The sequence below is a fragment of the Aquamicrobium soli genome (assembly GCF_042646345.1).
Taxonomy (GTDB): domain Bacteria; phylum Pseudomonadota; class Alphaproteobacteria; order Rhizobiales; family Rhizobiaceae; genus Mesorhizobium; species Mesorhizobium soli_A.
This window is the reverse complement of sequence record NZ_JBHRTK010000028.1, coordinates 166,017-179,549: the sequence shown is the minus strand read 5'-3', so window position 1 is coordinate 179,549 and position 13,533 is coordinate 166,017. Positions and strand designations below refer to the sequence as shown.

General features: G+C 65.1%; 12 protein-coding genes. 10 read left to right on the top strand and 2 right to left on the bottom strand.

Translation table 11 applies throughout. The features are described 5' to 3' along the window. Positions 1–22 precede the first annotated feature (22 nt). The 8 genes from ACFOHJ_RS21325 to ACFOHJ_RS21290 all read left to right on the top strand — a co-directional run bounded on the left by ACFOHJ_RS21325 (position 23) and on the right by ACFOHJ_RS21290 (position 7,889). Entirely contained in the window at positions 23–2,335 is a 2,313-nt protein-coding gene (locus ACFOHJ_RS21325; protein ID WP_378224515.1) for a putative bifunctional diguanylate cyclase/phosphodiesterase, read from the top strand. A gap of 223 nt (positions 2,336–2,558) precedes the next feature. Then, entirely contained in the window at positions 2,559–3,332 is a 774-nt protein-coding gene (locus ACFOHJ_RS21320) for an N-acyl amino acid synthase FeeM domain-containing protein (RefSeq protein ID WP_378224512.1), read from the top strand. A gap of 139 nt (positions 3,333–3,471) precedes the next feature. Further along, a complete protein-coding gene (locus ACFOHJ_RS21315) occupies positions 3,472–3,621 on the top strand; it encodes a DUF3096 domain-containing protein (RefSeq protein WP_378224509.1) in 150 nt (49 codons plus the stop codon). A 122-nt stretch (positions 3,622–3,743) separates the two neighbouring features. Continuing rightward, entirely contained in the window at positions 3,744–3,971 is a 228-nt protein-coding gene (locus tag ACFOHJ_RS21310) for an aa3-type cytochrome c oxidase subunit IV (RefSeq protein WP_378224506.1), read from the top strand. Positions 3,972–4,056: 85 nt separating this feature from the next. Next, positions 4,057–5,334, top strand: a complete 1,278-nt coding sequence (locus ACFOHJ_RS21305; RefSeq protein ID WP_378224503.1) for a Re/Si-specific NAD(P)(+) transhydrogenase subunit alpha — start codon at positions 4,057–4,059, stop codon at positions 5,332–5,334. Continuing rightward, positions 5,334–5,753, top strand: coding sequence for an NAD(P) transhydrogenase subunit alpha (locus tag ACFOHJ_RS21300; protein ID WP_378224501.1), 420 nt, complete (start codon positions 5,334–5,336; stop codon positions 5,751–5,753). Before ACFOHJ_RS21305 ends, ACFOHJ_RS21300 begins: the two co-directional genes overlap by 1 nt. Position 5,754: 1 nt before the next feature. Continuing rightward, positions 5,755–7,155 carry an NAD(P)(+) transhydrogenase (Re/Si-specific) subunit beta gene (locus tag ACFOHJ_RS21295; protein WP_378224499.1) on the top strand — a complete coding sequence of 467 codons (1,401 nt, stop codon included), beginning with the start codon at positions 5,755–5,757 and terminating at the stop codon, positions 7,153–7,155. Positions 7,156–7,286: 131 nt separating this feature from the next. After that, positions 7,287–7,889 (top strand): inorganic diphosphatase, encoded by a 603-nt coding sequence (locus ACFOHJ_RS21290; protein WP_378224496.1) that lies wholly within the window; start codon positions 7,287–7,289, stop codon positions 7,887–7,889. Positions 7,890–7,956: 67 nt separating this feature from the next. On the opposite strand, the gene epmA is transcribed toward ACFOHJ_RS21290, so the two are convergent. Continuing rightward, on the bottom strand, positions 7,957–9,024 hold the full coding sequence (gene epmA / locus ACFOHJ_RS21285) for an EF-P lysine aminoacylase EpmA (protein WP_378224495.1): 1,068 nt from the start codon (positions 9,022–9,024) through the stop codon (positions 7,957–7,959). A gap of 115 nt (positions 9,025–9,139) precedes the next feature. On the opposite strand from epmA, the gene efp reads away from it, so the two are divergent. Then, positions 9,140–9,706, top strand: coding sequence for an elongation factor P (efp, locus tag ACFOHJ_RS21280; protein WP_378224493.1), 567 nt, complete (start codon positions 9,140–9,142; stop codon positions 9,704–9,706). Between the two features lie 246 nt (positions 9,707–9,952). Then, positions 9,953–10,717: a transporter substrate-binding domain-containing protein gene (locus tag ACFOHJ_RS21275; protein ID WP_378224492.1), complete on the top strand. Its 765-nt coding sequence runs from the start codon at positions 9,953–9,955 to the stop codon at positions 10,715–10,717. A 327-nt stretch (positions 10,718–11,044) separates the two neighbouring features. Here the strand turns inward: ACFOHJ_RS21275 and gyrB are convergent, their stop codons facing one another. Further along, positions 11,045–13,525, bottom strand: coding sequence for a DNA topoisomerase (ATP-hydrolyzing) subunit B (gyrB, locus tag ACFOHJ_RS21270; protein WP_378224490.1), 2,481 nt, complete (start codon positions 13,523–13,525; stop codon positions 11,045–11,047). Between the last annotated feature and the right edge of the window lie 8 nt (positions 13,526–13,533).

The window sequence follows — 13,533 nt, the reverse complement described above, 5'->3', positions numbered from 1 at the left end:
GGCTCCCAGTGCGGGAACGAACGTGGCCGTAAGCAAGAAAACAGAACTGCCGGATGACGTCTACATCCCGTTCGTGGAAACCCTTTTTCGCGACCGCTTTACCCTTGCCATCGGCCTTGCGGCGCAATCTGTCCTGATCACCCTGGTCTGGACCAAGACCGGCGATCCCGCCTATCTCGCCGTGGTGCTGTCCCTGCTGGGCGTGGGCCTGCTGCGTGTCCTCGACATGCGCAAATTCGCCACGCTGCCGCCGCTGGCGACGCGCGAGCAGGCGCGCAAGCGCGAAAACCGCTATATCGTGCTGGGCGCCATGCACGGCGCGGTGCTGGGCATGTTCTGCCTGATCGCCATCACCTCGGCCACCGACAATTTCTCCGAAACGGCGGCCGTCTGTATCGCGCTGGCGACGGCGCTCGGCATCGCCGGCCGCAACTACGGCTCCCCGCGCATGGTCATCACGCTGATCGTCGCGCTGACCTGCCCGATGGCGCTCGGCTTCATCCTGCGCGGCGATTTCTATCACGTCACGCTCGGCCTGCTCTCCACGCCGTTCCTGCTTGCGGTCCACCGCTACGCCCATACCATCCGCGATGCGCTGTTCTCGGCGATTTCGGCCGAAAAGCGTGCCAACAACATCGCCGAGCGCTTCAACCGCGCGCTCAACACCATGTCGCATGGCCTCGTGATGCTGGGTCCCGACGGCCGGGTCGTTGTGGCCAATGCGGAGGCCGCGCACCTGATGTCGCTGAAGGGGGCGGACGCGCTGCTTGGCCGTTCCGTACACTCGCTGTTGATGCGTGGCGTCGCCGGTCGCATGCTGACGGCGAAGGACTGCTTCTACGTCGAGGCGCAACTGACGCGGGCGTTGCGAGAGGGCAGGGATCGGAAGATCCTTGTCGGCTTTTCCAACGGCCAGCATTTCGAGTTTTCGGCGCGCGAGGGCAGCCAGGAACTGGGCGTCATCACTTTCGAGGATGTCACGGCGCGCGTCGAGGCCGAAGAGAAGATCCGCTTCATGGCGCGGTTCGACAGCCTCACCGGCCTCGCCAACCGCGCCTACTTCCATGAGACGGTCTGCGAATCGATTGCCACGGGCGACCAGAACCGCCTCTGTGGCCTTGCCGCCTTCGACCTCGACGACTTCAAGAGCGTCAACGACACGCTCGGCCACCCCATCGGCGACGGCCTGATCTACGCTGTCGCCGAGCGGCTGGCGGCGTTTTCTGCTCCCGGCGTTTCCATCAGCCGCTTCGGCGGCGACGAGTTCATGGTCTTTTTCGACCGCATCGAGGACGAGACGCACCTTGTCTCGCTGATGGATGCCATTTTCGCCGGCCTGCAGGGCGAGATCGATGTTGCCGGCCATTGCCTGCGCATCCAGGCCAGCGCCGGCGTCGTGCTGTCGCCGGTCGCCGGCACCCATGTCGACGAGATGATCGTGAAGGCCGACCTGGCGCTCTACGAGGCCAAGGACCTCGGCAAGAACAATTGGCGCCTGTTTGAAACCGCGATGGACGAGGCCTTCCGCGACAAGCAGTTGCTGAAGGCGGACCTGCGCGCCGCCGTCGAGGCCGGCGGGCTGCGTGTCGTCTACCAGCCGATCGTCTCGATGAGCACCATGCGCATCGCGAGTTGCGAGGCGCTGTGCCGCTGGGATCATCCCGAACTCGGCCCGGTCTCGCCGGCCGTGTTCATTCCGCTGGCCGAGGAAATGGGCATCGTTTCCGATATCAGCACCTTCATGCTGCAGACGGCGTGCGGCGAGTGCGTCCACTGGCCCGACCAGACCAGCGTTTCGGTAAACCTTTCGGCCAAGGATTTCCGCAACCGCGACGTGGTTGAGAAGGTGCGCGACGCGCTGGCCCTTTCCGGACTCGCCCCGCATCGCCTCGAGATCGAAGTGACCGAGACCGCGCTGCTCGACGACAAGTCGGCGACCAGCGACCTCATCCGCGAGATCAAGGCACTGGGCGTGAAGATCGCCCTGGACGATTTCGGCACCGGCTATTCGAGCCTGAGCTACCTGCACAAGCTGCCGCTCGACAAGGTCAAGATCGACCGCAGCTTCCTCATGGACGTCACCGGCAATTCCCGCTCGCTGAAGCTGCTGAAGGGCGTCGTCGACATGTCGCGCCAGCTCGGCCTCAACGTCACGGTCGAGGGCGTGGAGACGTTCGACCAGCTCAAGATCCTGTCGAAGCAGATCCATCCCGACCTGCTCCAGGGCTTCCTGTTCGGCTCGGCGCTCAGCGCCTCCGGCATCAAGACGATGTCGAACACGATCTGGCCGTTTGCCGACAAGATGAAGGCGTCCAAGCGCCTCGTCGAAGGCTGACCGGCCCCGGTCGGCATCCCATTTCCTTCATCCAAAGACCCGTTCTGCTCGGTTGTCATGCATCGCGAGGGGTCATAATGGGAAGAAGTGCTTCATATTTTACTAAACTTTAATATTTTGTTAACCTTAACGTAGAGTAAACAAGGTCTCTTTCATTTAAATCTTTACACACGCCCCCGTTTTGCCTGACGCTTGGATGCGGCGGTGGTACGGGGGTTCTGACATGAATACGCGGCAGATGACGCTTGGCGGGAAGGCAGAAGGGGACGAAGATCGCCCGGATGCCTCAAGCCTTGCGAGCAAGGTGTTTTCTCTTCTCGAGAGGGTCGAATACCGGCGGTGCGACAAGGGCGAGGACCTCGAGGACATCTATCGTCTTCGCTACAAGGCCTACCGCTGGAACGACATGGTGCCGGACGACGCGCGCCACATCATCAGCGACGATCTCGACCTGGCGCCCAATGTCTATCGGTTCGGCATCTATGTCGACCAGCGGCTTTTGAGCACGATGCGCATCCACCACGTCACGGCCGACTATCCGATGTCGACCTCGACCAAGGCGTTCGGCGATGTCGTGGAGCCGATGCTGGAGCAGGGCAAGACGTTCGTCTGCATGAGCCGGTTCGCTTCCGACCCGGAGTGGACCCGCGTTTATCCGCAACTCGCCTATGTGACGCTGAGGCTGGCCGGCATGGCCTGCTTCTATTTCGGCGCTTCCTACGGGCTGTCCACGGTGCGCGAGGACCACGCCGGCTTCTATCGCCGCATCTACTATTCGGAACAGATCGGCGAGGCCCGGCCTTATCCGGGTGTGGTCAACAGGGTCGTCCTATTTCGCACCAACGCCTATGCCAACGAAGCCCGCTACTATGCGCGCTTCCCCTTCTTCCGTTCGACGCCGATGGAGCGTCGGCTGCTGTTCGCCCGGCCGGCGGCCGGCGAACTGGCGCCGCTCACCATCCTGCCGACCGCCAAATATTACCGCGAGGCGGCCTGAGCCGGACCGTTGTCATGGCGATGGCGCGAGACGGTGTCGCGCGCTTTTGAACGCTTGCCCGGGAGCCTTTGGCCGCGCCAATCGTTGCTTGGTGGACCGCCGCCGAAACCGGCGATCCATGTCCTGAGCGGAGCCGAACATGACCATTTCCACCCTGACCCTCACGCCGCTGATCTCGCTGGTCGCGGGCGTCCTCATCCTGGTGATGCCGCGCCTGCTGAACTACATTGTGGCGCTCTACCTGATCGTCGTCGGCCTCATCGGCCTTTTCCCCAACCTCGTGCACTGACGGGACAGGCCGGCCGGCCAACGAATCTATATCGGGGATACGTGTCGGTGCGGCATCACAACCATTGCCCTTGACGCGGCTTTTCGCTATGTGCGCAGAAACGATATTCGGAGGGCATATGCATGGCTGACCACACCCCGACCGGTCCGGTCGAACTGGGCGCTAGTATGGATTACCCCGAGCACGAGCGCACCTTCCACGGGTTCGTCATGCTCGCCAAGTACGGCACGCTGTTTTGTGTCGCTACGCTCATTGCCATGGCGTTCGGCTTTTTCACCACGGCCGGCTTCGTTTCGGCGACGATCCTTTTCCTCCTCATCATGGTCATCGGCGGTTATCTCCTCCGCTAGGCCGTTCCTGAACCTTTCCATGCGCTGTCGCGGGCGCGGGCCGGCACCTCGCCGGACTTGAAGCGCCAGCAGAAAGGATCCTGCGGTGGGCCAGACGATATTCATCCCGCGTGAGGTGGACGCGAGCGAAACCCGCGTGGCGGGATCGCCCGACACGGTGAAACGTCTTGCCGGCCTCGGCTTCGACGTCATTGTCGAGAAAGGCGCCGGCACCTCGTCGCGCATCACCGACGAGGACTTCGCCAAGGCGGGCGCGACCATCGGCAAGGCCTCGGATGCCGGCAAGGCCGACGTGGTGCTGAAGGTGCGCCGCCCGACCGATGCCGAACTCAGGGGCTACAAGAAGGGCGCCGCGGTGTTCGCCACCATGGACCCCTACGGCAACGACGCGGCCGTCGCCTCGATGGCCAAGGCGGGCATTACCGCTTTTTCCATGGAATTCATGCCGCGCATCACCCGCGCGCAGTCGATGGACGTCTTGTCCTCGCAGGCCAATCTCGCCGGCTACCAGGCGGTGATCGACGCCGCCGCCGAGTATGACCGCGCCCTGCCGATGATGATGACGGCGGCCGGCACCGTTCCGGCGGCGAAGGTGTTCGTCATGGGCGCGGGCGTCGCCGGCCTGCAGGCCATTGCCACGGCGCGCCGCCTGGGTGCGGTGGTGACCGCGACCGACGTTCGCCCCGCCGCCAAGGAACAGGTCGCCTCGCTGGGCGCCAAGTTCATCGCCGTCGAGGACGAGGAGTTCAGGGCAGCCGAGACGGCGGGCGGCTACGCCAAGGAAATGTCCAAGGAATACCAGGCCAAGCAGGCGGCGCTGACGGCCGAGCACATCGCCAAGCAGGACATCGTCATCACCACGGCGCTGATCCCCGGCCGCCCCGCGCCGAAGCTGGTTTCGGCGGCGGTCGTGGCTTCGATGAAGCCGGGGTCGGTGCTGGTCGACCTCGCGGTGGAGCGCGGCGGCAACGTCGAGGGCGCGGTGCCCGGCAAGGTCACCATCACCGAGGGCGGCGTCAAGATTGTCGGCCATCTCAACGTGCCGGGCCGGATCGCGGCCTCCGCCTCGCTGCTCTACGCCAAGAACCTCTACACCTTCCTCGAGACGATGGTCGACAAGGCGTCGAAGACGTTCGCCATCAACCGCGACGACGAACTGGTCAAGGCGACGATGCTGACCGACGGCGGCGCGGTTGTGCACCCGGCCTTCGCCAAGGCGGCTGCGCCGGAACAACCGCATGTCGAACCGGCGGCCATCCCGGCCAAGACGCTGGTGGCCGACGCTTCGCCTGCCAAGGCCAAGGCAAAGAAGCCGGCCGCGGCGAAAAAGCCCTCGGCTAAATCGACGAAGGGGAGCGCGTGATGGAAGCCCTGCAGAAAGCGCTGGACCAACTCGACCAGGCATCCGCCGCCGTGCGCATGGCCTTGCAGGATTTCGAGGCTTCCGGTGCGGCCGATGCCGCGGGCGGCGCCGCGCATGCGCTGTCGGGCGGGGCGATCGACCCGTTCGTGTTCCGCTTCGCCATCTTCGTTTTGGCGATCTTCGTCGGCTACTACGTGGTCTGGTCGGTGACGCCGGCGCTGCATACGCCGCTGATGGCCGTCACCAACGCCATTTCCTCGGTCATCGTCGTCGGCGCGCTGCTGGCCGTCGGCGCCTCGGCGGCGGGAGCCGCGACCGGCTTCGGCTTCATTGCTTTGGCCCTGGTGTCCGTCAACATCTTCGGCGGCTTCCTGGTCACCCAGCGCATGCTGGCAATGTACAAGAAGAAGGACAAGTGACGTGTCGCTGAACCTCGCTTCCTTCCTCTATCTCGTTTCCGGCATCCTGTTCATCCTGGCGCTGCGTGGCCTGTCGCATCCGACCACCAGCCGCAAGGGCAACATCTACGGCATGATCGGCATGGCGATCGCCATCGTCACCACGCTGGCGCTGGCGGTGCCTTCCCCCGGCGGCTTCGGCCTGATCGTGCTCGGCCTCGCCATCGGCGGCGCGGTGGGCGCGTTCATCGCGCGCCGCATCGCCATGACCGCTATGCCGCAGCTGATCGCCGCGTTCCACAGCCTGGTCGGCCTTGCCGCCGTCATGGTGGCCGCCGCCGCGATCTATGCGCCGCATGCTTTCGGCATCGGCGAGATCGGCTCCATCCATGGGCAGGCGCTGGTCGAGATGAGCCTTGGCGTCGCCATCGGCGCCATCACCTTCACCGGCTCGGTCATCGCCTTCCTCAAGCTCGACGGGCGCATGTCCGGCAAGCCGATCCTGCTGCCGGCGCGCCATGCGATCAACATCGTCCTTGGCCTGGCGCTGGTGGTGCTGATCGTGACGCTCGTCGGCACCGAATCGAAGTTCGTGTTCTGGCTGATCGTGGCCGCCTCGCTGCTGCTCGGCGTGCTGCTGATCGTGCCGATCGGCGGCGCCGACATGCCGGTCGTCATCTCGATGCTGAACTCCTATTCCGGCTGGGCGGCGGCAGCCCTCGGCTTCACGCTCGGCAACCTGGCGCTGATCATCACCGGCGCGCTGGTGGGCTCCAGCGGCGCCATCCTGTCCTACATCATGTGCAAGGGCATGAACCGCTCCTTCATCTCCGTCATCCTCGGCGGCTTCGGTGGCGACACGGCTGCCGCCGGCGGCGATGACGGCATCGAGCGCACCGTCAAGCAGGGCTCGGCCGACGACGCCGCCTACCTGATGATGAACGCGCAGAAGGTCATCATCGTGCCCGGCTACGGCATGGCGGTGGCGCAGGCCCAGCACGCGCTGCGCGAAATGGCCGACAAGCTGAAGGCCAACGGCGTGGAAGTGAAATACGCCATCCACCCGGTCGCCGGCCGCATGCCCGGCCACATGAACGTGCTCCTGGCCGAAGCCAACGTGCCCTATGACGAGGTGTTCGAACTGGAGGACATCAACTCCGAGTTCGCGCAGGCCGACGTCGCCTATGTCATCGGCGCCAACGACGTCACCAACCCGGCAGCCCGCGACGACAAGTCGTCGCCGATCTTCGGCATGCCGATCCTCGACGTCGACAAGGCGCGCACCTGCCTGTTCGTCAAGCGCTCGCTGGGCTCCGGCTATGCCGGCATCGACAACACGCTGTTCTACAAGGACGGCACCATGATGCTGCTCGGCGACGCCAAGAAGATGACCGAAGACATCGTCAAGGCGATGGAACACTGAGGTTTCGGGGGCCGGCTCAGCCGGCCCTTTGCTTTTGTGCGGCCCGGCCTGCTTGCCGGCGCCGATGTCACAAGCCTGTAATGCACGGCGTCTAGGCGGATCGCGTCACGCAATCCTGCCTGGAGCATTTCATGAAAATCGTTCTCTCCGCCCTCGCGGCTCTTTTCCTGAGCGGCGCCGCCGGCTTCGCCGCGGATTATGTCGCCCTGGCGGACCACCCGCAGCCGGCCGACGACGGCAGCGAATTCTACACGGCCATCGAGATCCCGGCCGGCGGCTTCACCAAATACGAGATCGACGTCGAGACCGGCCACATCGTCGTGGACCGCTTCGTCTCCATGCCGGTCGCCTATCCGGCGAACTACGGCTCCATCACCAGTTCGCTGGGCGGCGACGGCGATCCGCTCGACGCGCTCGTCTACACGCGCGAGCCGATCGCGCCGGGCGCGGTCATCCGTGTGCGCCCCATCGGCGTGCTCAAGATGATCGACGGCGGCGAGGTGGACGACAAGATCGTCGCCGTGCCGGTTTCCAAGGTGGATCCGACCTTCGAGGCGATCAAGGAAGTCTCGGACTTGCCGAAAATCGAGCAGGAGCGCCTGCAGGCCTTCTTCGCCGTCTACAAGAACATTCCCGAGGGCAGCAAGAAGGTCGAACTCAAGGGCTTCGAGCCGGCCGAGAAGGCCAAGGGCGAAATCGCCTCGGCGCTCAGGGCCTATTCGGAAAAGAAGTAGCCGCGCACCGGGCGTGAGGCCCTTGGCCTCGCGCCTTTCCGCCGGCCGTGACGCGGACTGAATGGCGTCAGCCGGCGGAGCTGTCCGCCACCGGCGTCCACAGGACATCCTCGATGCGGGCAGCTCCCGCCGCCAGCATCACCAGGCGGTCGAAGCCGAGCGCCACGCCGCTGGCGTCGGGCATGATGGCCAGCGCCGCCAGAAAATCCTCGTCGAGCGGATAGCGCTCGCCATAGATGCGCTCCTTCTCGTCCATGTCGGCCTCGAAACGCGCGCGTTGCTCGACCGGGTCGGTGAGTTCGCCGAAGCCGTTGGCCAGTTCCACGCCGCAGCAATAAAGCTCGAAACGCTCGGCCACGCGCGGATCGTGCGGAGCAGGGCGCGCCAGCGCCGCCTCGCTGATCGGGTATTCGTAAAGCACGGTCGCCCGGCCCATGCCGAGATTGGGCTCTACGCATTCCACCATGACGCGGCTGTAAAGGTCGGTCCAGCTATCGTCCGGCGCAGTGCGCAGGCCGGCCTTGACCAGCGCGGCGTTGAGCCTATCCCGGTCCGTTGTGCCGCTGGCGGTAACGGTGGCCAGAAGGTCGATGCCGGCATGGCGCTGGAAGGCATCGGCCACCGTTAGCCGCTCCGGCTCGGCGAAGGGGTCGGCTTCGCGGCCCCGGAAGGAAAAGCGCGCGGTGCCGGCCTGCTCGGCGGCAAGCCGCAGGAGGGAAGCGCAGTCTTCCATCAGGCTCTCGTAGCTTTCGCCGACGCGGTACCATTCCAGCATGGTGAATTCGGGATGGTGCAGCGCGCCGCGCTCGCGGTTGCGCCATACCGGGCCGAGGCTGAAGATACGCTGCTCGCCGGCCGCCAGTAGCTTCTTGCAGGCGAATTCAGGCGAGGTGTGCAGGTAGAGCGGGGCAGCCGTCGCGTCGGGCCGGATCTCGGTGGTGGCGAAGGCGCTGAGATGCGTTTCGTTGCCGGGCGAGACTTGCAGGGCGGCGGCATCGACCTCGATGAAGTCGTGCCTGTCGAAAAAGGCGCGCGCCGCCGCCTTGATCCGGTTGCGCAGCAACAGGCGCGGCCGCCGGTCGGCGTGGACGTGCGGCGTCCACCAGGGCGAGGCTTTGGGCGAACGGGGGTTCATGGCTAATGCGGGCGCTCATTCTAAGGGGTGGCTGGCGGTTGGCGTCAAGATAAGGTAAAGCGCCCACCATGGCGGCGTTAGCCGGCCGCAACCCGAGATTTCAGGAAGAAGACTTGTGAAGGTAATTGCCAGTTCCCTCCGTAAGGGCAATGTCGTCGACAAGGACGGCAAGCTCTATGTGATCCTCTTTGCCGAGAATATCCATCCTGGCAAGGGCACGCCCGTCACCCAGCTCGACATGCGCCGCATTTCCGACGGCGTGAAGGTGTCCGAGCGCTACCGCACCACCGAGCAGGTCGAACGCGCCCATGTCGAGGACCGTCCGTTCACCTTCCTCTACAGCGACGGCGAGGGCTTCCACTTCATGAACCCCGAGACTTATGACCAGGTCGCGGTGGCGGAAGACGTGATCGGCGACCAGGCTCCTTATCTGCAGGAAGGCATGGCGGTGACGCTGTCGGTGCACGAGGGCGTCGGCATCGCCATCGAACTGCCGCAGCGCGCGGTCTACGAGGTCGTGGAGACGGAACCCACCACCAAGGGCCAGACCGCCTCGTCCTCCTACAAGCCGGCGATCCTGTCGAACGGCGTCAAGACCACCGTGCCGCCCCACATCGGCGTCGGCACCCGCATCGTCGTCATGACCGCCGACGGTTCCTACGTGGAACGCGCCAAGGACTGAACGGAGTTGATCGGGGAGCGGGCGGCGTTGATGAAGCGGCAGCCCTCTGGGACCATTACTCCCACCTCTCCCCGTTCATGGGGGGAGGAACTCAAGCTTTCCGGCGTCAGGATCTTGGCGTCCGGCATTTTCTCGGCCCCATGCATTGGGGGCAGAAGTGGCTCGGCGAAGCCGAGACGGAGAGGGGCGTCCATGCGATGGGCCCTGAGGTGTAAGTATGAAGCCGCAAAAGAAGTGGCATCTTTCGTGAAAGCCTTCCTCGCCGCGATAGCCTGCCTGCTGGCTCTCCTCTTTGCGGCCCATGCCGGTGACGCGCCACTGCGCATGGGGGTGGAGGGCGCCTACCCGCCCTTCAACTTCGTCGATGCCGCCGGCAAGGTCCAGGGCTTCGACGTCGATATCGGCGAGGCGCTGTGCGCCCAGCTGGAGCGCAAGTGCGAATGGGTGGTGGTGCCGTGGGACGGCCTCATCCCGGCGCTGCAGGCGGGCAAGTTCGACGTGCTGATGTCGTCCATGACGATCACCCCCGAACGCCGCCGGCAAATCCTGTTCACCAAGCCCTACTACTTTTCCTACGGCATGATGATCACCAACAAGGGCAGCGGGCTTGCCTTCACGCCCGAAAGCCTGAAGGGCCACACGGTCGGCGTGCAGGCCGCCACCACGCATGAAGCGTGGCTGCGCGACCACTTCGGCGACGCCATCGAGCTCCATGCCTACCCGTCGAGCGACGACATGTTCCTCGATTTCCAGAACGGCCGGCTCGACGCGGTGTTCGCCGAGGCTCCCGCCATGGTGCCGTGGATGGAAGCCAACGGCGGCGTGAGCGCCTATGAGCAGATCGGCGAGAACGTCACCGATCCGGCGCTCGGCACCGAGATCGGCATTGCCGTGCGCAAGGACGACACCCGGCTCGTCGGCGAACTGAACGCGGCGCTGGACGCCATCATCGCCGACAAGACCTTCGCCACCATCGCGAAAAGATACTTTTCCTTCCCGCTGCGGCCGTAAGGATCGCACCCCCACCGCGTGCTTCCCGTTACCCGTCGCTCTGCGAGGGGCTGCGGTAGCGTCATGACTATGTGGGCAATCCTGGAAAGAGCGGGAGCCGGCCGTTCCCCTCCCCTTGCGGGGAGGGGTTAGGGGCGGGGCTAGCACCGCCGAAGGCGCAAATATCTACCGCCAGAACAGCAGGATGAGGATGATGATCGGGATCGGGATCCCGAGCAGCCAGAGAAGAATGCCACGTCCCATGGGGTAACTCCTGTGCGGATTGCGATACGTTCACAATGCCGCGACAGGCGTTCCGTTCCCCTTGTTGTTTCGACCTGAAGGCCGTCAGATGTCGAGATTGGCGACCGACAGCGCGTTGTCCTGGATGAACTCGCGCCGCGGCTCGACCTCGTCGCCCATCAGCCGCGTGAACAGCGAATCGGCGCCGGCGGCGTCGTTGACCTTGACCTGCAGCAGCGAGCGCGCGTTGGGGTCGAGCGTGGTTTCCCAAAGCTGCTCGGCGTTCATTTCGCCGAGGCCCTTGTAGCGCTGCATGGTCAGGCCCTTGCGGCCGGTGGCGAACACCTGGTCGAGCAGGGCGAGCGGCCCCGAGATCGTCTCGGAGACCTCCTTGCGGCGCAGCACCGGCGGATGGCCGTAGACTTCGCCGAGCCGTGCCGCGAAGCGGTCGAGCTGGCGAGCGTCGGCGGAGTTGATCAGCGCCATGTCGAGATGGGCGTATTCCTTGACGCCGCGCACGGTGCGCTCGAACACATAGCCGCCCGGCCCCTCGTTGGAGGTCGACATGCGGCCGCTCCAGCCGCGCTCGGTTTCCTCGGCGATGATGTCGAGGCGCTGGGCGATCCGCTCCGCCATGGCGTTGGCGTGGCCGAGATCGACGAAGGCGTCGGGGGTCAGGCCGCCGGCGATCGCCGCCTGCTCGACCACGGCGCGGTTGTAGCGCGTGTGCAACCCGTTGATCAGGTGGCGCACGGTCAGCGCATCGTCGATCGCGGCCCGCAAATCCTGCCCCGTCCGCACCTCGCCGGAACCGAGCGTCAGTGAAGCCTCGTCCAGCCCCGAGCCGATCAGGAATTCCTCGAAGGCGCTCTCGTCCTTGATGTATTGCGAGCTCTTGCCGCGCGTCACCTTGTAGAGCGGCGGCTGGGCTATGTAGAGATGGCCGCGCTCGATCAGTTCCGGCATCTGCCGGAAGAAGAACGTCAAAAGCAGCGTGCGGATATGCGCGCCATCGACGTCGGCGTCGGTCATCAGGATGATCTTGTGGTAGCGCAGCTTCTCGATGTTGAAGCCGCTGACCTCATCCTTGCCGATCGAGGTGCCGAGCGCGGTGATCAGCGTGCCGATCATGTCGGACGACAGCATGCGGTCGAAGCGCGCGCGCTCGACGTTGAGGATCTTGCCGCGCAGCGGCAGGATCGCCTGGTTCTGGCGCGAGCGGCCGCCCTTGGCCGAGCCGCCTGCCGAATCGCCCTCGACGATGAATAGTTCCGACTTGGCCGGGTCCTTCTCCTGGCAGTCGGCCAGCTTGCCCGGCAGCGAGGTGACGCCGAGGGTGGACTTGCGGGTGATGTCGCGCGCCTTGCGCGCGGCCTCGCGCGCGGCGGCGGCCTGGATCACCTTCTCGACCACGACCTTGCCCTGGTTCGGGTGTTCTTCGAGCCAGGTTCCGAGCGCCTCGTTGACGAGGCTTTCAACGACCGGCCGCACCTCGGAGGACACCAGCTTGTCCTTGGTCTGCGAGGAAAATTTCGGGTCGGGAACCTTCACCGAAAGCACGGCCGTCAGCCCTTCGCGGCAATCGTCGCCGGTGAGGCTGACCTTTTCCTTCTTGGTCAGGCCCGAGCTTTCGCCGTAGCCGGTGATCTGGCGCGTCAGCGCGCCGCGGAAGCCGGCGAGATGCGTGCCGCCGTCGCGCTGCGGGATGTTGTTGGTGAAGGCCAGCACGTTCTCGTGATAGCTGTCGTTCCACCACATCGCCACTTCCACGGTGATGCCGTCGCGCTCCGCGCGGATGGCGACGGGCTTCTCGATCAGCGGCTTCTTGGCGCGGTCGAGATATTTGACGAATTCCTCCAGGCCGCCGTCATAGTGCAATTCGTGGCGGACGATGTCGGCATGGCGGGCATCCGAAAGCACGATGCGCACGCCGGAGTTCAGGAAGGCGAGCTCGCGCAGCCGGTGTTCCAGCGTCGGCAGGTCGAACTCGACCATGGTGAAGGTTTCGGTGGAGGGCAGGAAGGTCACTTCCGTGCCGCTGCGGCCCTCATAGCTGCCGGGTTCTCCGGTTTCCTCGTAGGTGCCGGTAACCTTCAGCGGCGCATCGGCGACGCCGTGCGTGAAGCCCATTTCGTGGATCTGCCCGTGGCGGCGGATCTTCAGCCTGAGCCACAGGGAAAGCGCGTTCACCACCGAGACGCCGACGCCGTGCAGGCCGCCGGAAACCTTGTAGGAGTTCTGGTCGAACTTCCCGCCGGCGTGAAGCTGGGTCATGATCACTTCGGCGGCCGAAATGCCTTCGCCGCTGTGGATAGCGGTGGGAATGCCGCGGCCGTTGTCCGCCACGGTCACCGAGCCGTCGGGGTTCAGCGTCACCGACACCAGGTCGGCATGGCCGGCCAGCGCCTCGTCGATGGCGTTGTCGACCACCTCGTAGACCATGTGGTGCAGGCCCGAGCCGTCGTCGGTGTCGCCGATATACATGCCCGGGCGCTTGCGAACGGCATCCAACCCCTTCAAAACCTTGATGGAATCGGCGCCGTATTCGTCTGGCACGCCGTTGGCGGTGTCGCTCTGGTCGCTCATGAAAATCC

Coding starts and splice junctions, on each gene's coding strand:
- ACFOHJ_RS21320 (WP_378224512.1), top strand. CDS start 2,559: ATGAATACGCGGCAGATGACGCTTGGCGGGAAGGCAGAAGGGGACGAA.
- epmA (WP_378224495.1), bottom strand. CDS start 9,024: ATGAACCCCCGTTCGCCCAAAGCCTCGCCCTGGTGGACGCCGCACGTC.
- ACFOHJ_RS21290 (WP_378224496.1), top strand. CDS start 7,287: ATGAAAATCGTTCTCTCCGCCCTCGCGGCTCTTTTCCTGAGCGGCGCC.
- ACFOHJ_RS21300 (WP_378224501.1), top strand. CDS start 5,334: ATGGAAGCCCTGCAGAAAGCGCTGGACCAACTCGACCAGGCATCCGCC.
- gyrB (WP_378224490.1), bottom strand. CDS start 13,525: ATGAGCGACCAGAGCGACACCGCCAACGGCGTGCCAGACGAATACGGC.
- ACFOHJ_RS21310 (WP_378224506.1), top strand. CDS start 3,744: ATGGCTGACCACACCCCGACCGGTCCGGTCGAACTGGGCGCTAGTATG.
- ACFOHJ_RS21315 (WP_378224509.1), top strand. CDS start 3,472: ATGACCATTTCCACCCTGACCCTCACGCCGCTGATCTCGCTGGTCGCG.